This is a genomic window from Aureivirga sp. CE67 (assembly GCF_015767245.1).
Classification (GTDB): Bacteria; Bacteroidota; Bacteroidia; order Flavobacteriales; family Flavobacteriaceae; genus Aureivirga.
The window spans coordinates 43,184-66,654 of the sequence record NZ_JADOTV010000008.1 but is presented as its reverse complement, the minus strand read 5'-3'; the positions used below and the strand labels follow the sequence as shown (position 1 = coordinate 66,654).

Annotated in this window: 23 protein-coding genes; 14 read left to right on the top strand and 9 right to left on the bottom strand. The window is 28.0% G+C overall.

The window, feature by feature from the left end:
* The first annotated feature begins 58 nt into the window (after positions 1-58).
* Positions 59-511: a doxx family protein gene (locus I0K12_RS11240; RefSeq protein ID WP_196888095.1), complete on the top strand. Its 453-nt coding sequence runs from the start codon at positions 59-61 to the stop codon at positions 509-511.
* Between the two features lie 17 nt (positions 512-528).
* Positions 529-1,332, top strand: coding sequence for an MBL fold metallo-hydrolase (locus I0K12_RS11235; RefSeq protein ID WP_196888093.1), 804 nt, complete (start codon positions 529-531; stop codon positions 1,330-1,332).
* 42 nt (positions 1,333-1,374) lie between these two features.
* Here I0K12_RS11235 and lptB read toward each other — a convergent pair whose 3' ends face one another.
* Genes lptB through I0K12_RS11215 form a run of 4 tightly spaced genes read right to left on the bottom strand, consistent with a single transcriptional unit; the run spans position 1,375 to position 4,284 of the window.
* Positions 1,375-2,115, bottom strand: coding sequence for an LPS export ABC transporter ATP-binding protein (gene lptB, locus I0K12_RS11230; RefSeq protein ID WP_196888091.1), 741 nt, complete (start codon positions 2,113-2,115; stop codon positions 1,375-1,377).
* Positions 2,116-2,144: 29 nt separating this feature from the next.
* Positions 2,145-2,504 carry a carboxymuconolactone decarboxylase family protein gene (locus I0K12_RS11225; RefSeq protein ID WP_196888089.1) on the bottom strand — a complete coding sequence of 120 codons (360 nt, stop codon included), beginning with the start codon at positions 2,502-2,504 and terminating at the stop codon, positions 2,145-2,147.
* A 2-nt stretch (positions 2,505-2,506) separates the two neighbouring features.
* A complete protein-coding gene (gene tatC / locus I0K12_RS11220; RefSeq protein ID WP_231372746.1) occupies positions 2,507-3,292 on the bottom strand; it encodes a twin-arginine translocase subunit TatC in 786 nt (261 codons plus the stop codon).
* Between the two features lie 26 nt (positions 3,293-3,318).
* A complete protein-coding gene (locus I0K12_RS11215; RefSeq protein ID WP_196888085.1) occupies positions 3,319-4,284 on the bottom strand; it encodes an SIS domain-containing protein in 966 nt (321 codons plus the stop codon).
* Between the two features lie 83 nt (positions 4,285-4,367).
* Here I0K12_RS11215 and recQ point away from each other — a divergent pair, with 83 nt between their 5' ends.
* Together recQ and I0K12_RS11205 are read left to right on the top strand one after the other, a co-directional pair.
* Positions 4,368-6,566 (top strand): DNA helicase RecQ, encoded by a 2,199-nt coding sequence (gene recQ / locus I0K12_RS11210; RefSeq protein ID WP_196888083.1) that lies wholly within the window; start codon positions 4,368-4,370, stop codon positions 6,564-6,566.
* A gap of 480 nt (positions 6,567-7,046) precedes the next feature.
* Positions 7,047-7,385: a GIY-YIG nuclease family protein gene (locus I0K12_RS11205; protein ID WP_196888082.1), complete on the top strand. Its 339-nt coding sequence runs from the start codon at positions 7,047-7,049 to the stop codon at positions 7,383-7,385.
* Positions 7,386-7,414: 29 nt separating this feature from the next.
* Here I0K12_RS11205 and I0K12_RS11200 read toward each other — a convergent pair whose 3' ends face one another.
* Complete coding sequence (locus I0K12_RS11200) at positions 7,415-7,969, bottom strand: thioredoxin family protein (RefSeq protein ID WP_196888081.1); 555 nt, start codon at positions 7,967-7,969, stop codon at positions 7,415-7,417.
* Positions 7,970-8,308: 339 nt separating this feature from the next.
* On the opposite strand from I0K12_RS11200, the gene I0K12_RS11195 reads away from it, so the two are divergent.
* The 3 genes from I0K12_RS11195 (at position 8,309) to I0K12_RS11185 (ending at position 11,480) form a co-directional block, all read left to right on the top strand.
* Positions 8,309-8,782 carry a protease complex subunit PrcB family protein gene (locus I0K12_RS11195; RefSeq protein WP_196888080.1) on the top strand — a complete coding sequence of 158 codons (474 nt, stop codon included), beginning with the start codon at positions 8,309-8,311 and terminating at the stop codon, positions 8,780-8,782.
* 372 nt (positions 8,783-9,154) lie between these two features.
* Entirely contained in the window at positions 9,155-9,997 is an 843-nt protein-coding gene (locus tag I0K12_RS11190) for a hypothetical protein (RefSeq protein ID WP_196888079.1), read from the top strand.
* A gap of 16 nt (positions 9,998-10,013) precedes the next feature.
* The gene (locus tag I0K12_RS11185) at positions 10,014-11,480 is read left to right on the top strand and encodes an aminotransferase class V-fold PLP-dependent enzyme (RefSeq protein WP_196888078.1); all 1,467 of its coding nucleotides are present in this window, start codon (positions 10,014-10,016) and stop codon (positions 11,478-11,480) included.
* A gap of 46 nt (positions 11,481-11,526) precedes the next feature.
* Here the strand turns inward: I0K12_RS11185 and I0K12_RS11180 are convergent, their stop codons facing one another.
* Positions 11,527-11,829 carry a hypothetical protein gene (locus I0K12_RS11180; protein ID WP_196888076.1) on the bottom strand — a complete coding sequence of 101 codons (303 nt, stop codon included), beginning with the start codon at positions 11,827-11,829 and terminating at the stop codon, positions 11,527-11,529.
* A 4-nt stretch (positions 11,830-11,833) separates the two neighbouring features.
* Positions 11,834-13,402, bottom strand: coding sequence for a hypothetical protein (locus I0K12_RS11175; protein ID WP_196888074.1), 1,569 nt, complete (start codon positions 13,400-13,402; stop codon positions 11,834-11,836).
* Between the two features lie 95 nt (positions 13,403-13,497).
* Between I0K12_RS11175 and I0K12_RS11170 the strand changes: the two genes are divergently transcribed.
* Positions 13,498-13,695 (top strand): hypothetical protein, encoded by a 198-nt coding sequence (locus tag I0K12_RS11170; RefSeq protein WP_196888072.1) that lies wholly within the window; start codon positions 13,498-13,500, stop codon positions 13,693-13,695.
* 47 nt (positions 13,696-13,742) lie between these two features.
* On the opposite strand, the gene I0K12_RS11165 is transcribed toward I0K12_RS11170, so the two are convergent.
* Both I0K12_RS11165 and I0K12_RS11160 read right to left on the bottom strand, forming a co-directional pair.
* Positions 13,743-14,240 (bottom strand): hypothetical protein, encoded by a 498-nt coding sequence (locus I0K12_RS11165; RefSeq protein ID WP_196888071.1) that lies wholly within the window; start codon positions 14,238-14,240, stop codon positions 13,743-13,745.
* 13 nt (positions 14,241-14,253) lie between these two features.
* Positions 14,254-14,910 carry a hypothetical protein gene (locus tag I0K12_RS11160; protein ID WP_196888070.1) on the bottom strand — a complete coding sequence of 219 codons (657 nt, stop codon included), beginning with the start codon at positions 14,908-14,910 and terminating at the stop codon, positions 14,254-14,256.
* A gap of 164 nt (positions 14,911-15,074) precedes the next feature.
* On the opposite strand from I0K12_RS11160, the gene I0K12_RS11155 reads away from it, so the two are divergent.
* The 6 genes from I0K12_RS11155 (at position 15,075) to I0K12_RS11130 (ending at position 23,420) form a co-directional block, all read left to right on the top strand.
* Positions 15,075-15,836, top strand: coding sequence for a Rossmann-like and DUF2520 domain-containing protein (locus I0K12_RS11155; RefSeq protein ID WP_196888069.1), 762 nt, complete (start codon positions 15,075-15,077; stop codon positions 15,834-15,836).
* A complete protein-coding gene (locus I0K12_RS11150; protein ID WP_196888068.1) occupies positions 15,820-16,347 on the top strand; it encodes a KdsC family phosphatase in 528 nt (175 codons plus the stop codon). The genes I0K12_RS11155 and I0K12_RS11150 overlap by 17 nt, the downstream gene beginning before the upstream one ends.
* A gap of 108 nt (positions 16,348-16,455) precedes the next feature.
* Positions 16,456-17,682, top strand: a complete 1,227-nt coding sequence (locus tag I0K12_RS11145; RefSeq protein ID WP_196888067.1) for a linear amide C-N hydrolase — start codon at positions 16,456-16,458, stop codon at positions 17,680-17,682.
* Between the two features lie 159 nt (positions 17,683-17,841).
* Entirely contained in the window at positions 17,842-19,059 is a 1,218-nt protein-coding gene (locus I0K12_RS11140) for a linear amide C-N hydrolase (RefSeq protein WP_196888066.1), read from the top strand.
* An 80-nt stretch (positions 19,060-19,139) separates the two neighbouring features.
* Positions 19,140-21,266 (top strand): DUF3857 domain-containing protein, encoded by a 2,127-nt coding sequence (locus I0K12_RS11135; RefSeq protein ID WP_196888065.1) that lies wholly within the window; start codon positions 19,140-19,142, stop codon positions 21,264-21,266.
* 60 nt (positions 21,267-21,326) lie between these two features.
* Complete coding sequence (locus tag I0K12_RS11130) at positions 21,327-23,420, top strand: DUF3857 domain-containing protein (RefSeq protein ID WP_196888064.1); 2,094 nt, start codon at positions 21,327-21,329, stop codon at positions 23,418-23,420.
* Positions 23,421-23,471 lie beyond the last annotated feature (51 nt).

Genomic DNA, 23,471 nt, shown 5'->3' with positions numbered 1-23,471 from the left:
ATTATTTAGATTGATTTAAAATAAAGAAATATATTTGCAAACCTAACCCCGATAAAACATGAAGACAGTAACAGATTTGAAAACAAAATTTTTAGGAGAATTATACAAAGTAAACGGAACAAAATTATTAAGATATAGTATTGGATTTATTTTTATTTGGTTTGGAGCTTTAAAGTTTTTTGACGGAATGAGTCCAGCACAAGATTTAGCAATAAATACAATTGATAAATTGACTTTTCATCTGTTTTCAGCAAATTCTATTCGTTACGGATTGGCTATTTTAGAAGTTGTTATTGGGTTAGGAATGTTTATACCAAAATATTTAAAACAAACTCTGGTTTTACTTAATATTCAAATGCTTGGAACACTGACTCCAATTTTCCTTTTTCCATCTATTGTTTTCACACGTTTTCCATATGCACTTTCGCTAGAAGGACAGTATATTTTTAAGAATTTTGTAATTATCAGTGCTGCAATTGTGATTGCAAAGACTTCTTTCAAGAAAAATTAGTTTTGTATTTTTAATGTATGAAAATACAATTAGAAACGAAAGATATTATCATTTTTGAAAGTAGTTTATATCGAACAACTTCAACATTAATTGATTCAGACGAAACAATATTTTTAGTAGATCCAAATTATCTTCCAGAAGAAATAAATTTTATTCATAAAAAAGTAGAAGAGAGGAGAGGTGGCAAGAAACTAGTTATCCTGATAACACATGCAGATTATGATCATATTGTGGGTGTGAATGCTTTTAATTATGATGAATTAATTACCACAGAAGCTTTTTTAACCAAAAGAAATATAAAGAAAGCTTTGTATGATTTAGAAGCTTTTGAGCAAAGTTTTTACATTCAAAGAAACTACGAACTGTCATATCCTGTTCCATCAAATTTGATTAAAGAAAATGAACAAATTTTTGATTTTAAAAGTTCAAAAATAAATGGATTACTAACTCCAGGACATACGATAGATAGCGGAGCTTTCCTTTTAAAATCATTTAAAGTTTTAATTACAGGAGATTATTTGAGTAACATAGAAATTCCTGTAATTGATGATAATTTAGAAGATTATAAAAAATCAATGTCTTTGTTTGAAATGATTATTGGAAATGAAGATTTAAATTATATCATAGTCGGACACGGAGACTATTCTACAAGCAAAGAAGAAATTTTAGAACGAATAAAACTTCAAAATGAATACTTAGAAATGTTGGAACAAAATGTTTATCATGGGAAGAATTTTGATCTCAAATTTTTAGAAAAATTTCCTAATCCTATTGCGATGAGAGATATTCATTTAGGGAATATTAAAAACTTAAAGAGATAAAAAAACAAAAGCCATTTCAGATTTGAAATGGCTTTTGTTTTCTTATTTTTTAAATTTGTTTTCTTGTAAAATAAAACTTTCTCCAAGATAAACTTTTCGAACAGTTTCATCATCTGCAAGTTCTTGTGGAGTTCCTTCTTTTAAGATTCCTCCTTCGAACATTAAGTAAGTTTTATCTGTAATTGCTAGAGTCGCCTGAACATCGTGGTCTGTAATTAAGATTCCAATGTTTTTATCTTTCAATTTGGCTACAATATGCTGAATATCCTCTACGGCAATTGGATCTACACCCGCAAAAGGCTCATCTAATAAGATAAAATTAGGATTTGAAGCCAAACATCTTGCAATCTCGGTTCTTCTTCTTTCTCCTCCAGATAATAAATCTCCTCTATTTTTTCTAACATGACCAAGACTAAATTCACTGATCAATTCTTCTAGTTTTTCTTTTTGTTCTTTTTTAGTTTTATAAGTAAACTGAAGCACTGACATGATATTATCTTCCACACTTAATTTTCTGAATACAGATGCTTCTTGTGCTAAGTAACCAATTCCTTGCTGTGCTCTTTTGTACATCGGGAATTTTGTAATTTCTGTATCATCAAGATAAATGTGACCATCATTTGGTTCAATCATTCCAACAATCATATAGAATGAAGTTGTTTTTCCAGCACCATTAGGCCCTAAAAGACCAATAATTTCACCTTGTCTTACTTCTACAGAAATTCCTTTAACAACAGTTCGACTTCCGTATTTTTTTATTATGTTGTCTGCTCTTAATATCATATATTCACGCTAACGTTGAAAAACTAATTTTATTCTGATTTTTTTGCATTTTCTTCTAAAATCTCCCAAAATTCATAGGCTCTTCTTAGATGTGGAATTACAATACTACCACCAATTAAAGTAGCAATAGATAATGCTTCCATAATTTGTTCTTTATAAAAACCTTCTTTATGACAAGATTCTAGATGATATTTTACACAATCATCACATCTTAATACTACAGATGCAACTAAACCAAGTAATTCTTTGGTTTTTACATCTAAATGACCTTCTTTAAAGGCATTTGTATCAAGGTTAAAAAATCTTTTAAATACTTTATTATCTTCACTCAAAATTTTATCGTTCATTTTCTGACGATAATCATTAAATTCTTTTACTGCATCTGCCATATTTAATATTTTTGATTTTTAACTACAACTTTTGAAATATAAATACTCAATTCATATAAAATTAAAATAGGAATTGAAACGATAATTTGACTTGCAATATCTGGCGGTGTAATCACTGCTGATAAAACTAATACCAAAACAATTGCAATTTTTCTATATTTTCTTAAAAATTCAGGAGTAACAAGTCCAATTTTACTTAAGAAATAAATAACTACAGGAAGTTCAAACATAAGTGAAACTCCTAGAAGTGTACTTGTAATTAAGCTAATATGCGACTGGAAGCTGAATTTATTTTCAATAAAATCCGTAATTTGGAAACTATAAAAGAAATATACTGAAAGAGGTGCTACAATAAAATAGCTAAATAATACCCCGATAAAGAAAAGTACAGAAGCTGAAAAAATAAATAATCTTGATCTTTTTCTTTCATTTTCATGTAACCCTGGGCTAATGAATTTCCACATTTCCCAAAGAATATATGGGAAAGAAACAATGAATCCTAAAATTAGAGAAGTCCAGATTACATTCATGATTTGCCCCGAAGGGTTTAAACTTTGTAAACTATCTGCTCCAAAACTCAGATTGCACATTTCACTTTCAATATTAAAGAATTGACTCAATTTGCATAACCAAGTGTAAGTTGGAAAATCATTGTGTAAATGAGCAAATAAAAATTGCTCATAAACTTCTGTTCTGAAAATAAAAATTACAGTAGCAACAATGAAAATTGCTATTGTAGAACGGATTAAATGCCATCTTAATTCTTCTAGATGATCTAGAAATGACATGTTTTTTTTAGCTTGATCTGACATTATTAAAATATTCCCTCTTTAATTAAATCATGTAAGTGAACAACTCCTACATATTCTTCATTTTCCTTTACTAAAATCTGCGTGATATTATTAGATTCCATCTCTTCTAAAGCTTGAATTGCCATCGCATCCTTCTCAATTGTTCTAGGATTTTCACTCATGATATCCCTAGCCGTTAAATTAGTAAAGTCTGAAGTTTTCTCTAACATTCTTCTGATATCACCATCTGTTATGATTCCAATTAATTGATCATTTTCAATAACAGCAGTAGTACCAAGTCTTTTTTGAGAAATTTCTACAATTACTTTTTGAATAGAATCTTCAGGAGAAACTTTTGGAGCTTCGTTCTTCGCAATTAAGTCACTAACTCTTAAATATAATTTTTTTCCTAAAGCTCCTCCTGGATGATATTTTGCAAAATCTTGACTAGAAAATTCTTTTAAATTTAAAAGACAAACTGCAAGAGCATCTCCCATAACTAACTGAGCTGTAGTACTTGTTGTAGGCGCAAGATTATTTGGACAAGCTTCTTTTTCAACATAAGTATTCAGTGTGAAATCAGCATTTGTACCTAAAAAAGAATCTTTATTTCCTGTAATTGCAATAATTTTATTTCCGTAGTTTTTAATCAAAGGAATTAAAACTTTTATTTCTGGTGTATTTCCACTTTTAGAAAGGCAAATAACTACATCGTCTTCTTGTATATTTCCTAAATCACCGTGAATTGCATCTGCTGCATGCATAAAAATTGCAGGAGTTCCAGTCGAATTTAAAGTCGCAACTATCTTAGTAGCAATGTTTGCGCTTTTTCCGATACCTGACACAATAACTCTACCCTTTGATGCGTATATAAATTTAACAGCCTTTTCGAAGTCAGAGTTAATAAAATTACTTAAATTCGCAATGGCTTTGCTTTCTATAGCAATTGTTTGCTTAGCATTCGCAATAATGTTATTTTTGTTATCCAAAAGGTTAAAATTTTAGTTTATAATTAAATTATATATTTTCTTTCATTGATGCAAAGGTATCTAAAATTAGATTAAAAACAGTAATGAATAGACAGGAAATTGATATACATAAGGCTTTAAAAAAATATTTTGGTTTTTCTAAATTTAAAGGTCTTCAAGAAGAAGTAATTAGAAGTATTTTGAATAAAGAGAATACTTTTGTTATAATGCCAACTGGGGGTGGTAAATCTATGTGTTACCAATTACCCGCACTGATGCAAGAAGGAACTGCAATTGTAGTTTCTCCATTGATTGCTTTGATGAAAAATCAGGTAGATGCAATCAGAGGTGTTTCAGAAGAAAATGGTATTGCTCATGTTTTAAACTCTTCTTTGAATAAAGGAGAAATTGCACAGGTAAAACATGATGTAGAAAGAGGTGTTACTAAATTACTGTATGTTGCCCCCGAATCTTTAACGAAAGAAGAATATGTAGAATTCTTAAAGTCACAAAAAATTTCATTCGTTGCGATTGATGAAGCACACTGTATTTCAGAGTGGGGACACGATTTTAGACCTGAGTATAGAAATTTAAGAAGTATCATCAAGAAAATTGGTGATGTGCCAATTATTGGATTAACGGCAACAGCAACTCCAAAAGTACAAGAAGATATCCTGAAAACTTTAGGGATGTCTGATGCTATTACTTTTAAAGCTTCATTTAATAGAGCAAATCTTTTCTACGAAGTTCGTCCAAAAACGAATGATGTGAATAAAGACATCATTAAATTCGTAAAAAGAAATGATGGAAAGTCAGGAGTTATTTACTGTTTAAGTAGAAAAAAAGTAGAAGAAATAGCACAAGTTTTACAAGTAAACGGTGTAAAAGCAGTACCTTATCATGCAGGTTTGGATGCTAAAACACGTGTAAAACATCAAGATATGTTCCTGATGGAAGATGTAGATGTTGTAGTTGCAACAATCGCTTTCGGAATGGGAATCGATAAACCAGATGTTCGTTTTGTAATTCACCACGATATTCCTAAGAGTTTAGAAAGTTATTACCAAGAAACTGGTAGAGCTGGACGTGATGGAGGAGAAGGACATTGTTTGGCTTTTTACTCTTATAAAGATATTGAAAAGCTAGAAAAATTCATGGCAAATAAGCCAGTTGCAGAACAAGAAATTGGTCATGCATTGCTTCAAGAAGTTGTTGGTTTTGCTGAAACTTCGATGTCACGTAGAAAATATTTACTTCACTATTTCGGAGAAGAATTTGATCATGTGAATGGTGAGGGAGCTGATATGGATGATAATGTTCGTAATCCAAAGAAAAAGCATGAAGCAAAAGAAGAAGTGAAAACTTTATTGGAGATAGTTCGTGATACAAACCAAAAATATAAAGCAAAAGATGTTGTAAATACTTTGGTTGGACAACAAAATGCGGTATTAAAATCTCATAAAACAATCAATCAACCATATTTTGGGATAGGAAAAGATAAAGATGCTAAATATTGGATGGCTTTAATTCGTCAAGTATTAGTTTCAGGTTTTATCCGAAAAGAAATTGAGCAATATGGAGTGATAAAACTTACAGAAGCTGGTATGGATTATATCAAAAATCCTGAAAGTTTTATGATGACAGAAGATCATGTTTATGAAGATGGAGATGATACTGGAATTATTACAAATTCTAAAGGTTCTGGCGCAGCAGTTGATGAGCAATTAATGAAAATGCTTAAAGATCTTCGTAAGAAAGTTGGAAAGCAAAAAGGTGTACCACCATTCGCAGTTTTCCAAGATCCTTCTTTAGAAGATATGACTTTAAAATATCCAATTACGATTCAAGAACTTGGAAATGTACATGGAGTTGGAGATGGAAAAGCGAAGAAATTTGGTAAACCTTTCATTGAATTAATCGAAAAATATGTTGAGGATAATGATATCGTTCGTCCAGATGATTTGGTAGTGAAAAGTACAGGAGAAAATTCTTCTTTAAAATTATTCATTATTCAAAATACGGATCGTAAAATTCCTTTAGAAGATATTGCAAAATCAAAAGGGTTGCAATTTGATGCTCTTATAAACGAGATGCAACGAATCGTTTATATGGGAACAAAATTGAATATCGATTATTATTTGGATGATATTTTGGATGATGAGCAACAAGAAGAAATTTTTGATTACTTCATGGAAGCAGAAACAGATAAAATTGAAGATGCTCTTGAAGAATTTGATGGAGATTATGATTTTGAAGAATTAAGATTAATGCGAATCAAATTTATTAGTGATGTAGCAAACTAATTTTTAGTTTTTCGTTTAAGATATTAGAAAGCAACTCTTATTTGAGTTGCTTTTTTGTTTTAAGAACTCGTTTAAACTTTTTTGCCAAAACAAGGAGTTTCATCTGATGTTTATTGATGGTGAAGAGAAAAATTTTCAGCATAGCCTTAGCTATGGTTAAAATTTTTCACAAGCCAGTAATGAACATGTTTGAAACGAATTTTGAGTTTAAAAGTTTAAATGAGTTCTAAGTAAAGAATTTATTTTTAAAATTTAATAGTCATTTTGTTGGCTATTTTTTTGTTTTTATAAACTGTTTTTGTTTGAAAATGAGTTGAATAAGCTTGAAGTTGTTTAGTGTAATTTAAAAATCATAAATAGTTTAAAAAATGTAGTTAAAAAACTTTATATAGTAATGAAAATAAATTTTAATTAACTTTGTTTCTTATAAATATTAAAAGTTGTAAGAATAGCTTTTTATAAAGCATTGTAAATTAATTTATGTTCAAATTTTCATCAAAAAAAACAAAAAGAAAACGAAAAGTAAAGAGAGAAATATTTAAATGGGTAAGAAGAAATTCCTTTTTAGTATCCAATCATAAAAGATGGTATGTAGGAATTACAAATAACAGTGCACGGAGAAAAAGAGAGCATGAAGCAAAAAACAAAGCGGAATGTAAATATTGGAAAGCTTGGGATTTAGAATCTATTCAAATGTCTCTAGATTTGGAAACAGAATTGCACAGAATAGGAATGTTGGACAAAGATTATAAAGGAGGGTATACAAACCGATCTACTTTTATTTATGTTTACAAAAAGAAACCTACAATAATCGATTAAAAAAAGTCTCAATTAAGAGACTTTTTTTATTATTTCCATTTGATACTACAACCAATACTCGGTGTCTGGTTTGAATCAATTTTTTTTCCGTTTAAATGTGCATCAAATGCGTGAATTAAATCTTTTCCTGTAACTGCAATTCCGTTTCCAGGTCTAGAATCGTCAAACTGACCACGATAAACCAATTCAAGATTTTCATCAAAGAAAAATAAATCTGGAGTACAAGCAGCTTTATAATCTTTAGCAATCAATTGTGTATTATCATAAAGATAAGGGAATCCAAATCCGTTTTCTTTTGCGTTTTCAGTCATTTTATCTGGACTATCCATTGGATAATTCACAACATCATTTGAAGAAATTCCGACAAAAGAAATTCCTTTTACCTGATATTCATTAGAAATTTCCACTAGTTTTTTGATAATATGAATCACGTATGGACAATGATTACAAATAAAAAATATAAAAGTTCCTTTTTCTCCTTGTACATCTTTTAGTCCCAGATATTTTCCTGAAACTGTATCTAATAAATGAAAATTAGGAGCTTTGGTTCCTAATGCTAACATTTCAGATTCTACTGCTGGCATAAGTGTTTAGATTAAATTAATAATTAGTATTAGAGCCTATTTAAATTCATATCAAAAAGTTTTCTACGCTTCTTAAAAGCTCTTTAATTGTCTTTTTCTTAGTTCATAGCGATGCTATGCACTCAAAAAAAACTTCAAAAGATCAATTTAATAAGCTACAAAACAATTCTGATACAATTTTAAACAGGCTCTTAAAGTTACAAAAATCGTAAAGTTTTTGCTTAAAAAAATAAAGTCTTAATATTTTTTTATCAAAACAAAATAGATTATTTGGTATAAAACTTGGTTAAATAAAAGTATATTTAATAAATTTCGCAACCGAAAAAAACATAATCAATTATGAAAAAATATTTTATCTATATGATGGCTGTAGGTCTTACAACTGTTACAACAATTTCATGTAAGAGTACAAGAAGCCAAACAAAATCTGAACAAGTAGAAAACAATCTTTCTTATAATGTCATTTTAGATGATCAACTTAGTTTAATCAAAGAACAAAAAGTATATCAGATTAAAACTCAAAATGATCTAGCTAATATTTATGGAAAACTAAATTCAACTCGAAAACCTGGAGTTCCAGTTCCAAAAATTGATTTTGATAAAAAAGCAGTTTTTGCTTTTGCTTTAGGGCAAAGAAATACGGGAGGATATCATGTTGAGATTAAAAGCATTGAAAAGAAAGGGGATGAAACTACAATTAATTATAAAATTTTAGAACCTTCAGGAATGGCAATGCAAGCTATTACTACTCCAATTTACGTAATCGATATTGAGAACTCTTCAAAAAAATATAAATTGAACGAGGTTAAATAGTTTTTAGGAATTAAAAATTATAATAATTCAAAAACAGAATAATGATAGACTATCTTTTTAAGATGGTCTATTTTTTTGTTTAAAAAGTATAATTTATTGGGTTTAGGTTAACAAATATCATGTTTTTATTCAGGTTAAAAATCTAATATTGCCAATTCGTTTAAAAATTCGAAAATATCATTCAAATGTAAAAAAATAGATAATTCAATATTAATATTGATATATTTGTAAAATATTTTCTCTTTTCAAGCTTGATTTGGTTAAAATGTTAATTTATAATTTATGTTTTGTTAAAAAATGTAAATAGAATTAAATCGAATATGGAAGGTTTTGAATGAAAAAATATGAAAAGTTTAATTTAAATATAAAATAGTGAGAAATTTAGTTTTAGCCCTAGGATTATTATTTGTAAGTTTGGGCGCATTTTCGCAAGAAGACGCTCCAAAAACTCAAGAGAAAAAAGGAAATAAAGGGAAGATGTTCTTTTATTGGGGTTGGAATGTAAGTACATATTCTAATTCAGATATTACATTCAAAGGAAATGGTTACAACTTTACATTGGAAAATGTAAAAGCAAACGATAGACCAACAGAATTTGGTTTGGATCCATATTTTCATCCAGGTAGAATTACAATACCACAAACAAACTTTAGAATTGGATATTTTTTCCATGATAACTGGAATGTTTCTTTAGGTATTGACCACATGAAATATGTGATGCCACAAAATCAAACTGTAAAGATTGATGGAACAATAGATATTGGTTCAAGATTCGATGGTGTTTATAATGGTGATGATATTTTGTTAACAGAAGATTTTCTGAAATTTGAACATACAGATGGGTTAAATTACGTGAATATTGAGGTAAACAGATTTGATAACTTCAATAAATTATTAGGAATTCACACAGAAAACTTCGAAGTAAACTTAACAGAAGGATTAGGAGTTGGTGTTTTATACCCAAAAACGAACACTACTCTTATGGGGAAAGAAAGACATGATGATTTTCATATTTCAGGATATGGATTGTCAGCGAAAGTTGGACTAAACCTTACTTTTTTCAAATGGTTCTTTATTCAGACAGAGATGAAGGGAGGATTTATCGATATGCCAAATATCAGAACTACAAACAGTACTGCTGATAAAGCATCTCAAAACTTCTTCTTCTTTGAGAAAAACATTGTATTTGGAGCAAGATTTAGAGTATTCAACTAAATAAACCAACTATAAAATGAAATCATTAGAACAGTATTTTACCAAATTTAGAGATCAAATTGTAGGTATAGATCATACCTTTAGCTCTCCATACGGAGAAAAAAATATTATTTATACGGATTGGACAGCAAGTGGACGATTGTACAAGGAGATTGAAGAGAAGATGCTGAATGATTTCGGTCCTTTTGTTGCAAATACACATACAGAAACATCAATTACTGGTTCTTTGATGACAATGGCTTATCATGAAGCAAGAGAAATCATCAAAAGACATGTAAATGCAAATGCAAATGATGCTTTAATAACTTCTGGAACAGGAATGACTGGAGTTGTAAATAAATTTCAAAGAATTTTAGGTTTACGTATTCCAGAACAATTCAAAGATTTTACAAAAATTCCAGATGAGATTAGACCAGTAATTTTTATCTCACATATGGAGCACCATTCTAACCAAACAACTTGGTTGGAAACAATTTCGGATGTAGAAATTATTCCTTGTGATGAAAAAGGGTTAATCTGTTTAGACAGACTTGAGGAAGTTCTTGAAAAACATAAAGACAGAAAAAATAAAATCGCTTCTATAACAGCTTGTTCAAATGTAACAGGAATTAAAACAGATTATCATGGAGTTGCAAAAGTAATGCATAAACATGGTGGACTTTGTTTTGTAGATTTTGCTTGCTCTGCTCCTTATGTAAAAATCGATATGCATCCAGATGACGAGTCATATTTAGATGCTATTTTCTTTTCTCCACACAAATTTTTGGGAGGTCCTGGAACTTCTGGTGTATTAATTTTTAATAAAGAATTATATACAAATAATGTACCTGATTGTCCTGGAGGAGGAACTGTAACTTTCACTAATCCTTGGGGAGATCACGATTATTTTGATGATATCGAAACAAGAGAAGATGGAGGAACGCCTGGATTTTTACAAACGATTCGTATCGCACTTTCAGTTCAGTTGAAAGATGAAATGGGTACGGAAAATATTGCAAAAAGAGAAGATGAAATCAATGCGTATGTATTTAATGAATTAGAGCAAATTCCTAATTTACATATTTTAGCAGGTCATATTAAAGAAAGACTTGGAATTTTCTCTTTTTATATTGATGATTTACATTTCAATCTTGCAGTAAAATTATTGAATGATCGTTATGGAATTCAAACAAGAGGAGGTTGCTCTTGTGCAGGAACTTATGGACACTTTTTATTACATGTAGATGCGCCAACTTCAGCAGCGATTGTAGATCAAATTAATCAAGGATGCTTGATAGAAAAACCAGGATGGGTTCGTATGTCAATTCACCCAACAACTACAGATGCTGAAATTCAATATGTTTGTAAAGCAATCAAAGAATTAGCTGAAAACTTTAAAGAATGGGCTAAAGATTATGAGTATGACCCATCACATAATGAGTTTAAACATAAAGAAGGAAATAACTACGAAAAACAACAAGTTTTAGACTGGTTTTCAAAATAAGATTTAAAAAAAGTGATTCAATTTGAATCACTTTTTTTGTTTTTGATTAACTTTTCTCATTATCAAAATCTTTTGCTAATAATTCAATTACAGCTCGATAGGTGTTTTTATCTTTATGGTCGTTCAAAACTGATTTTTCAAATCCAAAAAATTTGATTCTCAATTCTAGATTTTCGATAATGTAATCTTTCTTCTCTTTTGAGTAATCTAGATTTAGGACTTCTTCTTTTACTTTAGCAATTTTATTCTTATCACTATTTTGTATAGATTCATCTAAGATATTTTTAGAAGAACAAGCAATTACAAATAAATTAGCAGATAAGATGATGGAAAATAATATTCTTTTCATTGTTTTAATTTTTTTCAAATATATTATATTTAGTTGTTTTGTAATTTAATTTTTCCTGAATAATAGTTTCTACAGGTTTGTTGTAAATTTTACTTTCCAGCCAAGAAAGAATGTCTAGATATAGAAAAGATCTTTTTTCATAAGGATGATTTTCAAATTCTTTTAATTCTTTATGTAGTTCTACAAAAGCTCCTTTTAGTTCATGAGGATATAAATTTCTCAGATTTCTCAAGAACAAAATCATCTTTTTTTGCACTTGATGTAAATCATTCATTTTGATAAGAAACTTGTAAGTGGTTTTAATCAAATTTTCAATATTATAATCAATTCCAGCTTCATAATGCGCCACTAAATTCAGTACACGAGTAAAACACAAAAGATCTTCTCGCATTTTTAGTTTTTTGTTAGAAATAATTTTTTGCAGATAAAAAATCGAATTTTTGGTATCTCCAGCACCAAAATACATACAAGCAATTTTATAATAAAAAAGCATCGTATGATGTGCGTCTAACTTTGATTTTTGTTGTTCAAGATTTTCTAATAATTCAGGAATAAAAGCAACTCCTTTTTTGAAATCTCCTTTTAGAAAAAAACTATTAAACTGATGCTGAAATTGATATAAAAAAGAAAGTGTTGCTGTATTTTGTGAGTTAGCAAATTCATAATTTAAGATATCATTATTTAGTTTTGAAAGTATTTTTTTGTGTCGTTTTTGTTTTTGAACAAAAAATAAAGCTTCCAATAAATAATTCATTCCTTTCAGATAAAAAACAGGGTGTTCTTTTTTCATTTCTGGATATTCGTCAAAAAGCATTACCCATTTTTTGGCATATTTATAAGAACCAAGAAAATCCTGCACGATAAAACAATACCATAAAAAAGCTTTGTGTAGAAAGAGTTTTTCTTTAAAATTTAATTCATGAAAATAATAATTTGGAAGTCTTTTTTCAAAATAATCTTTCACAAAAAGATGATCGTTTTCGTTTCTGGCATAACCAGTTTTTAGGAGAAAACTATAAAGTTGAAGCGATAAATTGGAAAGTTTACTACTGAAAACATTTTGCAAACTCAGATCTTTTGCTTCAATTGCTAAAGCATCAGCACGATTGCTCATACTTCGTGTGATGTATTGCGATTCGATGATTTTTTCAAATTCTACAATTTCATAAGCCAAATTAGTTTCCTGATGTTTTAGAGCCAAATTTTTAGCTTTTTCTAAGATTTTTAAACTCTGTTGATACAAACCTTTATTGTATAAAACATTAGAAAAATCAAGCTGTTCACGGATTTGTGAAGGAATATTTTGATGTTTCGGATTTGATTTAAGACTAATTAGTAATTGTCTGTATAAATGTGCTTTCGTGTTAGAAAGTTGCTGTTTTTTAATATTTGTTTTCTTTAAAATAAGATCTTCATCATACTTTTTTGACTTTAAAATTATATCAAAAAGTGTGATGAAATTTGCTGAATTATTTCTAGGTAATCTTCCTACATAAAGTCGAAATTGTCTTTTTTCAGACTTTGTAAGCGAATGAATTAACTCAAATAAAATATCATTTTTATCATTGGACATCGTAATTATATTTTCTTTAAAACCCTGAAATATATGATTTTTTAATAAAAAAATAGAGTTTAGAAATAGTAAAGTTTAAGAAAAAGAGAATTGTTTTGAATTATTTCTTGCGTAGATTCGAAACATCAATCGGATATGATATGAAAAATGTCAAGAAAAATATTCAGAATCGTAAAAAAGTTTCTAATGAAAAAAGAAAACAGACGAATAAAGAAAATGACAAAACTGCAGATGAATATCTGATTCAAATGGAAATTCAGCAGTTAATAATAAAGAACTCTTTTTTAATTTAATAAGTATAGAAGTGGCTCAAGTATCTCTTTTGAGTCACTTTGTTTTTTTAGCAAGATGTCCAATAGGAGATAGAAGTTAGTTTTCCTTTTTTTAATTCAACAATAATTCCTTCATCATTTTGATTTTGGATTAATGTTTTTCCGTTCGTTTTTAGTTTTACTTTAAAAAGTTTTTCGAGTTCTTTTTGTGTAGAATCTGCATTGAGAATTACTTTATTATATTTAATTTTTATAATGGAAAAAAGCTTATTAAAGTCTACATTTTCTAAAAGATAACCATCTTTTTTATTTCCAATAAAATTGAAATTCTCATAAACAAGAGAATAAAAAGGAATGTTTTGCCAATGAGCTGACAAGCCTCCACAATCATAATTTGGCTCGAAAATTTTTGTTGGTTCTCCAAATTTTTCAATAATTGATTTTTTTGACGAATAGAATTTTAAACCATTAATTTCAAACTTTTCAAAATCTAAATTTTGACTGAAACTTATGGAAGTTAAGCTTAAAAAAATAAAAAGACAGATATTTAATTTTTTATTGTTCATCGTTGAAAGATTTTTATAGATTATTCCAAGTATTTAAGCTGTTTTCCGCCATCATAAAAACCATAAACCAATAAAAAATTTTTAATAAAGAGGCTAAAATTAGATATGAAACCAAAACTATTTGAATAATTCTCCACCAATTTTGTAATCTTAAGGATTTGTATTTTTTGCTAACAAAAAACTGAATAATAGAGAAAGGAATAATTAATCCTAAAGAAAAACCGAATAAAATCTGAATTAAAGCGAAAGACTTTCCAGGCTGTTGATTTCCTATGATTAGAGAACCCATAAGTGGTCCGAGGTTAGAAAATGAAGAAATGATCAAACTTAAAGATAAAATCAAAATTCCAAGAATAGAAATGATTTTAGGGAGCTTTATTTTTTTAATGAAATAAATTAGTAAAAAGATAAAAAAGAACAGACTTATAATATCTATTCCAAAACTATACCATCCGATTTGTTTTAAACTATTGAATGAATCACCTAAAATAAAACTAAAAGAAATACTTACTAAAATCACAATTAAACTAAAAAATAATAGGTTTAGATTGTTTCTCTTTTGTGTGTCAGCAAATTTTTCAAATAAAACGATATTTGCGATTATAGATTGAAATGATGTGGGAATTATAATAGAAGTAAGTCTAACAATAAAAGCATTTAGAATCATCAATTTTTAGTTTTTTAGTTTAACAATTTTTTTCAAATATACTTGCTTTTATTTTTTGAGCAAAAAAACATTTTTTGGTAGAATAGAATCTGCTTTTCTTGAATAAGAAACTTTAATTAAGATTTATAAAATAAAAAACCTTATTCAAAACTTCGTATCTTCGCAACATGATTAAAATAGTTATTCTTGGTGCAGGAAATGTAGCTTCACACATGATTCGAAGGTTTCAGAATGTGGAGCAAATCGAAATCATCCAATTATATAATAGAACGAAAGAAAAGTTAAACGAATTTGCGCATCTTGCTCCAATCACCGATTCGGATGCAGAAATAGCAGATGCAGATGTTTATATTATTTCTGTGAGTGATGATTATATTGAGGAAGTTGCACAAAAATTAGTTTCTAAAAAAGGAATTGTCGTTCATACTTCCGGAAGTGCGAGTATGGAGAGATTATTACCAAATGAAAATATTGGTGTATTTTATCCTTTGCAAACTTTTTCAAAAGATAAAGAAATCGATTTTTCTAAAATTCCTTTTTGTTTGGAAGCAAAGCAAGAAGTATCTTATAAAATTTTAGAAGTTTTAGCGAAAGCAATTTCAAATTCTGTTTTTGCAATTGACTCTGAGCAAAGAAAAATATTACATGTTGCAGCAGTTTTTGTAAATAATTTTACGAATTATATTTACCAAATGGGAAGCGATATTTGTGAAACGTATGATATTCCTTTTGAGATTTTGATTCCGTTAATTCAAGAAACTTCTAGTAAAATAGAAACTTTACACCCGAAAGAAGCGCAAACAGGGCCTGCAAAAAGAAATGATAAGACAACTATTACAAATCATTTAAAATTACTGAACGAAAAACAACAAGAAATATATAGTTTACTAACAAAAGCTATTCAAGAATCACATGGAGAAAAGTTATAAAGAAATTATGCCATCAATTGATACATTTATTTTTGATGTAGATGGTGTTTTAACAGATGGAATTGTTAATGTTTTTACGAATGGAGAATTGGTAAGAAACATGAATATTAAAGATGGATATGCTCTAAAAAGTGCTGTAGATGCTGGGTATAGAGTATGTATTATTTCAGGTGGAAAAAATGAAGGAGTTCGTGATCGCTTGAGAGGACTAGGTGTAACCGATATATATCTTGGAGCACATAATAAAATGGATCAATTTGAAGAATATTGTGATATTTATGATATTGATAAAGAAAAAGTGCTTTATATGGGAGATGATATTCCAGATTACTGGGTGATGAAAGAAGTAGGATTACCAACTTCTCCGAAGGATGCAGCTCCAGAAATTCAAGAAGTTTCGAAGTATATTTCTCAGAAAAAAGGAGGAAAAGGATGTGTTCGTGATGTTATCGAGCAAGTGATGAAAGTTCAAGGAAAATGGCACAATAATTTTAGTGCGAAATTTGACTAAGAAATAAATAAAATAAAGGGTTCTCCAAAAAGAGAATCCTTTTTTATTGGTTTTTATTAAAAAATATTTCGTTTCTTGTTTGAAATTAACATTAATTGCTATCATATAATGTGTACTACATTTTCAATAAGAACTAAAAAAAACACTCCAATTGTTGGTAGGACTATGGAATTAGGTCCTAATTTAATTTCAAAATTATATTTCAGACCAGAAGGTTTTGATTTTTCTCAAAAAATTAGAGATTCCTTTTTTAAAAAATTGAGACTCATGACTGGAGGTGCAATAGAATTTAAAAAAGATATCGAAAATCTTCCTAATTTATATTCTTGGAAAGCAAAATATGGTTTTGTAGCCATGAATGCTTTTGCAGAAATGATTGCTGCAGATGGAATGAATACGCAAGGTTTAACCACAGGAATGATGGTTTTAGGATCAAGTGAATTTCAGTCTATTCCAAAAAATGAAGAAGGACAAGAAACTGGTGAAAACGTTATTTTTTATCCGAATTTGACGAATTGGATTTTGTCAAATTGTGCGGATTGTAATGATGTAATCAATAAACTTCAAGTAGATGAATTAAGATTAGAAAAAGAATCGAATCTAGAAATTCTTGAAACAGAAGAAGAAAAATTAAGGGTTGTAAATCCTTTTGAAAAAGTAATTTCTGGAATGAAATTTCACTTTCCTGTACATGATGCAAAAGGAAATTCTATTGTTTTAGAATATTTGAACGGAAAATTAATTGTTACTGATTTAGCGCCGATTTATGTTTTGACAAATGATCCTGAAATAGCTTGGCAAAAAACAAATGTGATTAATAATTATATCGGAATTTCTCCGTTGAATGTTCAGAATTTAGAAGGACATTCGGATTTTGCTGCTTTAGGAAATAACTTTAAATGTTATACAAATAGTCAAGGAACAGGATTTAAAGGAATTCCAGGAAGTTCTACACCAGTAGATCGTTTTGTTCGCACAGCGATGATGATCAATTTTGCAGAACCTGTGAAGAAAGAAAAGGATGCGGTGAATTTAGGTTTTCATATTATCAATACGGTTGATATTCCGAAAGGAATAAGTAGAGAGCATGAAGCAGGAACAACTTATTTAGATACGCTAACTTTTGATCATACTCAGTGGGGAACTATTTGTGATACGAAAAACAAAAATTATTATGTGAGAATGTATAATTCTCCAGAAGTTTTTAAAGTTAATTTGAATAAATTGGATCTTGAAAAATTATCAGATGTTGAAATGAAAATTCCAGTTAAGCAAAAGTTTGTGGATTTGATAGCAGAAATTCAAGAAATGCAGAAGGAAGTGGAGATGGTTTAAGGCAAAATAAACCTTAAAAATAGTAGAGCTATAATCTGAAAAATGAGTTTTTTTAGGTTATAGTTTTTTTGTAATAATTTGTTTAACAATGGCTTAATGTGAAATTGTGAATTTGTAACTAACTTAATATTAATTACTAATCAAAAATTAATATTAAAAATGTGTACAAATTTTTCAATTAAAACAACCTCGGGTTCACCAATTATTGGACGTTCAATGGAATTAGGTCCAAATTTAAATTCAAAACTATATTTCAGACCAAAAGGTTTTGAATTTGATCAAAGAGTTCCAGCTTCTTTTTTCGAAACTTTAAGCAATAAATCAAATGGAGAGTTCGTGGTATTATCAGGAATGGAATCTATACAGAATATTTATTCTTGGACTGGAGAGTACGGATTTATGGCAATGAATGCTTTTGGAGAAATGATTGCTGGAGATGGAATGAATACAGAAGGTTTAGTTACAGGATGTATGGTTTTGACCGCAAGTGTTTATCAAGAAATTCCAAAAGATGAAAATGGAAATTATGATGGAGAAAACGCTGTTTTTTATCCAAATTTATCTAATTGGATTTTATCAAATTGTGCGGATTGTAATGATGTGATAAATAAATTAGATGTTAGTGAATTAGTGCTAAGCGAAAATTCATTTTTAAAAAATACTGCACCAAAAGAGGGGAGAATAAGAGTAATAAATCCTTTTGAGAAAGTGCCAAATGCAATGAAATTTCATTTCCCAGTACATGATGCAAAAGGAAATAATATTGTATTGGAATATACAGATGGAAAACTTACGATTACAGATTTATCTCCAGTAAATGTTTTGACAAATGACCCTTTGATATCTTGGCAGCAAACAAATGTAATTAATAATTATGTTGGAATTTCTCCTTGTAATACTCAAAATGATAAAGGTTATTCGGATGCGTCAATTGTTAAGAATTATTTTGATTGTCATACTTTTGCACAAGGAACAGGATTTGTCGGTCTACCTGGAAGCTCAACACCTGTAGATCGTTTTGTAAGAGCTGCAATGATGACTAATTTTGCTTTCCCTCAAAAATCGGAAGAAGAAGCAATAAATTTAGGGTTTCATATTTTAAATACTGTAGATATTCCTTTAGGAACTAGTAGAGATTATGGAAATGGAAATGTTCATGATTTTACGCAGTGGGTGACGATGTCGGATTTGAAAAATAAGATTTATCATGTTCGTATGTATGGTTCTCCACAAGTTTTTAAAGTTGAAATGGATAAGTTGAATTTAGATGATTTATCAGAGGTTGTTTATGAGTTTCCTGTAATGAATAATCAAGCTATTGATGTTTCTAGCAACATTACTTTAAAAGAGTTGAGCTCCAAAACCGTTGAAAATTAGTTTTTAAAAAATAGATTTTTAAGAAGTCCAAGTGTAAATCGCTTGGATTTTTTATTTTTGCTGAAAAATTAATTAAAAATATGCGAGAGAAAAGAAAGAGAACGAAGATTTTGCTATGTCTAGTGTTTTTATTTTTTCATTTTATTGGTTTTTCACAAAATATACAAGAGAATAATATTTGTATAACTGAAAAACCTTCTTGGGTAAAAGAATATCTTTTTCCTGAGATTACAAAATATGATAATGATTTACCTATAATACATTATGAAAACCAATATAATTCTGTAACTAAAGAACATTATCGAAAAATGTTTTATTATGTAAATAATGTTAAAGGGAAAAAAGATTTTAAAAGTTTTTATTTTAATTATGATCCAGAATATGAGTCTGTTTTTTTGAATTCCTATAAAATTTATAGAGAGGGAAAAGAAATAGAATTAACAGATAAAACTAAAACAAATCAATTAATTAAAGAAGAAATTGTTTCTGGAAAAGAATATGATCTTGAAGGAGGAATAACAATTATAAATGAAAAAGTAAAAACAGGAGATCTTATAGAAATCTCATATACTGTAAAAGGTTATCAACCAGATAAACATGGTTTCTTTTCATTTAAACAAGATTTATATCTAGATGATTTAAGAGGGAAATCTTATTCCTTAATAATAGAAAATGAAAAAGAAGAAATAAAACATAAAGTTTTAAATTCGGAAATCGAAGTCAAGAAATATAAAAAGAATGGATGGAATTATCATGAATATAATTTTCTTCAAAATAAGTCTACCATTTTTTATAATCAAGTATTGTGGCATTCTGTTATTCCAAAAATTTATTTTTATGCGGATAAACAATGGAAAGATATTGTAGAAATCAATTTAAAGAATCATAAATTAGAGATTCCACCATCTGAAAAAGTGATTAATAAAGTTCAAAAACTAACAAAGAACAGTAAAACTTTAGAAGAAAAAATCCTAAACATCTTAGATTTTACTCAAAAAAGAATTGAGTATTTAGATTATGGATTAATTGAGCCAAAAAAGACAGATGTAACCTTAGATTTGGAATATGGAGATTGTAAATCTAAATCACTTTTAACAATTAAAATGTTGGAAGTTTTAGGAGTTAAAGCTTGGCCTATAATAGTTAATTCTAAAGGATTTGATGAGCGATTTATTGATACTCCTACTTTCTCAACTTTTAATCATGAAGTAATAGAATATGTATATGAAAAGGATACTTTGATTTTTGACTCTACAACATTCCCTCAATATGGAACTTTAAAAGATAGGCAAGAGCATCATTTTAGGTATGGTCTAAGAACTATTCCAGGAACAAATAAAATGACAAAACTGGATATTGTAAATGATAATGAGATTTCAATTGAAATTACATACAAAACTTTAAAAGAATTAGATTCTATTCCAGATAGATATGATTTTGTTCATATGAATTTTATTTTAGGAATTTCTTCTAAAATAAAAGGAAATATTGTAAATCAATTTGAACATATTAACCATAATAATGGGAAAAAGAATTTTTTCAGTAATTACTATTGTAATAATTTTATTGAACATTATCAAAATATATTTAAGTACAACTTTTCAGATTTTGAATCAAGTTTTTTATTTCATGAAAAAGAACGAGAGATTAATACAAGTTTTGTTTACAATAATTTTGAGGCTGAAAGTACTACATTAAATAGGATTAATTTAGATTATAAAAAAGGTGGTTCTGCACTAGTACATCCTTTTCAATTTTTGAATATTAGAAAAAAAGATGAAATTGGAGTTTATTTTAATCTTTCTAAATTTAAAAAACAAGAAGTTTTAATCAAATTAAAGAGACCTGTTTGGGTAAATAAATTCAAGGAGGATTCTTTGACTATTAATACAGATTGGATGGATTATAAAATGAAAACTTGGGAAAAAAATGATACTATTTATTCTTTAGTTTCTACGAATTTTTTAAAACTAACATTAGATTCTACAAGATATGATGAGGTAAAAGAAATTCAAGAACAAATTTTAAAATCAAATAATCTTCTTCTTTTTAAAGAAAAAAGTAAAATAGAAAGAAAGGGATTTTGGAAATATTATGGTGGTAAAATAATAGCTTGGAGTATTCTAATTTCTATAATAGGTTTATTCATTTTACCAATCATTCTTTATATAAAAACTCGAAAAAAAATTAAAAGATTAAATTCTTAAATTATTTTGAAATCCGCTATGATAACAAAAATTATAAAGACTGTTTCGATATTATTATTTATGATATTGAATTTATCAGGAAATAAAAGTTTCGCTCAAAATAAAATTGATCAAAAAATACAATTTACAAAAACACCATCTTGGGTTAAAAAATATCCAAAACCAAAAAAACAGGAATATGATGGGAGTTTTTCATTAATGCAAAGAGAAATTCAGAACAATCATATTTTGAAGGAGAAATATATAAAAGATTTGTATCATATAAATTCTCCAAGAGGTTTTGAACGTTTTAGCTATAATAATATAAGTTTCAATCAAAAAAAAGACTCTCTACTTTTTTGCACCATAAGTATACATAGAAAAGGGAAAATTATAGATCTTATAGAAAAAGTATATATAGAAAGATATAACAATGCTAAAAGTTTAGGTGAGAAAAAATATGAAAAAACAACAGACATTGAAGTTCATTTTGATAATTTGAAGTTTGAGGATGTGATTGAAGTTTCTTATGTTTTAAAAAATAAAGATAATACGAAAACAAAACCTTTTTATTTTGAGGATGTATTACAGGTTGAAAATTTGAGAGGAACAAAATATGTACTTTTAATTGAAGATCTAGGAAGCATAGACTACACAGTTTCGAATGCGAAACAGAAAGTGAAAAAATATCGAAAGAATGGGGCTAATGTTTTTGAATACAAATATTCTCAAAAAAATGTTGGAGATGAAGTAGAACAAAATTCTAGTGATGCAAAAATTTATTTTTATCCACGGAATAATTGGAATACAATAGTTTTAGAAGAACTAAAAAAAATGGAATTGGATACGTTTCCTTCCAAAAAAGTTCATGAAAAAGTTCATGAATTAACCAAAGGATTATTAAGTTTAGAATCTAAAATTACCAAAGTTTTGGATTTTACACAAAAAGAAATTTCGAACTTAAATTCGAGTTACTCAAATTCTAATTTTGCTGATACGGCTTTGGATTTGACTTATGCAGATGATAAATCAAAAGCTATTTTAACCATAAAAATGTTAGAAGTTTTAGGAGTAAAGTCTTGGCCAGTTTTAATCAGAACAAATGAATTTAAAAATGAGATTGAAAAAATTACATCAACTTCCGTTTTTGATCGAAAAATTATTGAATATATTTTTGAAAAAGATACATTAATTTTTGATCCATTTTCTTTTGCAAATTATGGAAAATTAAGACATCGTCAATTCAAAGATTTTAATTTAGGATTAAGAATGTTACCGAATGCTATAAAGTTTATTCAACCTAAAGAATTAATAGAAAATGAACTTTTATTAACAGCAATTTATGCTCCTACTGAAAAATCTGAGAATTTTGATGAATTTGGTTATTTTGATGATTTTAATGCGTTTAAATATGATATAAATCTTAAAATAAAAGGCCCAATTGCTAATAATTTAAATAGTGTTTATGAAAAATTAGATTCAAAAAAAATAAAAAAGCAGTATATAGAATTTCTAAATGAGAAATATATAAATATTTATGGACAATTAGCTTCAAAACAAATTCAATTTGATTTTGAAATGAATTCAGAAAATGGTGTAATTAATTCAAATTTTAAACTAAAAGATACTTCTAAAGTGAATTTTCGAACAGGACACGAATTGTTGGAGGAAATAGAAGGAGATCGACGTACTTCTCAATTTTCGAATCCTATGAAGATTTTCAATGTCTATGATAAAGAAAATCTTTGGAAATCGTATAATGAATCGAAGTTTAAAAAGAGAGAAGCTTTTTTTAAAATCAAAAAAGCCGATTGGATGAATATTTTTAAACCAGATACACTTATTATCGAAAATGATTGGATAAAGTATCATAAGAAAACTTGGGAATCACAAGATACAATTTATGCTTCTTATGCTGCGGAGTTTTTAAAACCAACTATGATTGAAGAAAATAATGATGAAATGGTGGAAGTATATGATAAAATTCAAAAAGCAAATAGTATAGATCTGAGATATGAGTTTGATTATTCAGAAAGAAAAGGATTTTGGTTTTACAATAGATTTCTTCCTTATTTAGGATTAACAAGCCTTGTTGTTCTATTTTTTGTTCCGTGGGTACTTTTTATTAGAGCTAGGAGGAAATTAAAAAAACTTAAAAAACAGAAGAGAATATAAAATTGCTTAGAAAATAGAAATATTTAATTGTTAATTGATTAGGTTTTTTAT

Bases quoted from the DNA above. Each gene is read 5' to 3' on its own strand.
- I0K12_RS11225 (WP_196888089.1), bottom strand. From the start codon at position 2,504: ATGGCAGATGCAGTAAAAGAATTTAATGATTATCGTCAGAAAATGAAC.
- lptB (WP_196888091.1), bottom strand. From the start codon at position 2,115: ATGATATTAAGAGCAGACAACATAATAAAAAAATACGGAAGTCGAACT.
- I0K12_RS11165 (WP_196888071.1), bottom strand. From the start codon at position 14,240: ATGAACAATAAAAAATTAAATATCTGTCTTTTTATTTTTTTAAGCTTA.
- I0K12_RS11145 (WP_196888067.1), top strand. From the start codon at position 16,456: ATGTGTACTACATTTTCAATAAGAACTAAAAAAAACACTCCAATTGTT.
- I0K12_RS11185 (WP_196888078.1), top strand. From the start codon at position 10,014: ATGAAATCATTAGAACAGTATTTTACCAAATTTAGAGATCAAATTGTA.
- I0K12_RS11150 (WP_196888068.1), top strand. From the start codon at position 15,820: ATGGAGAAAAGTTATAAAGAAATTATGCCATCAATTGATACATTTATT.
- I0K12_RS11175 (WP_196888074.1), bottom strand. From the start codon at position 13,402: ATGTCCAATGATAAAAATGATATTTTATTTGAGTTAATTCATTCGCTT.
- tatC (WP_231372746.1), bottom strand. From the start codon at position 3,292: ATGTCATTTCTAGATCATCTAGAAGAATTAAGATGGCATTTAATCCGT.
- I0K12_RS11205 (WP_196888082.1), top strand. From the start codon at position 7,047: ATGTTCAAATTTTCATCAAAAAAAACAAAAAGAAAACGAAAAGTAAAG.
- recQ (WP_196888083.1), top strand. From the start codon at position 4,368: ATGAATAGACAGGAAATTGATATACATAAGGCTTTAAAAAAATATTTT.
- I0K12_RS11195 (WP_196888080.1), top strand. From the start codon at position 8,309: ATGAAAAAATATTTTATCTATATGATGGCTGTAGGTCTTACAACTGTT.
- I0K12_RS11240 (WP_196888095.1), top strand. From the start codon at position 59: ATGAAGACAGTAACAGATTTGAAAACAAAATTTTTAGGAGAATTATAC.
- I0K12_RS11155 (WP_196888069.1), top strand. From the start codon at position 15,075: ATGATTAAAATAGTTATTCTTGGTGCAGGAAATGTAGCTTCACACATG.
- I0K12_RS11180 (WP_196888076.1), bottom strand. From the start codon at position 11,829: ATGAAAAGAATATTATTTTCCATCATCTTATCTGCTAATTTATTTGTA.
- I0K12_RS11200 (WP_196888081.1), bottom strand. From the start codon at position 7,969: ATGCCAGCAGTAGAATCTGAAATGTTAGCATTAGGAACCAAAGCTCCT.
- I0K12_RS11130 (WP_196888064.1), top strand. From the start codon at position 21,327: ATGATATTGAATTTATCAGGAAATAAAAGTTTCGCTCAAAATAAAATT.
- I0K12_RS11135 (WP_196888065.1), top strand. From the start codon at position 19,140: ATGCGAGAGAAAAGAAAGAGAACGAAGATTTTGCTATGTCTAGTGTTT.
- I0K12_RS11235 (WP_196888093.1), top strand. From the start codon at position 529: ATGAAAATACAATTAGAAACGAAAGATATTATCATTTTTGAAAGTAGT.
- I0K12_RS11140 (WP_196888066.1), top strand. From the start codon at position 17,842: ATGTGTACAAATTTTTCAATTAAAACAACCTCGGGTTCACCAATTATT.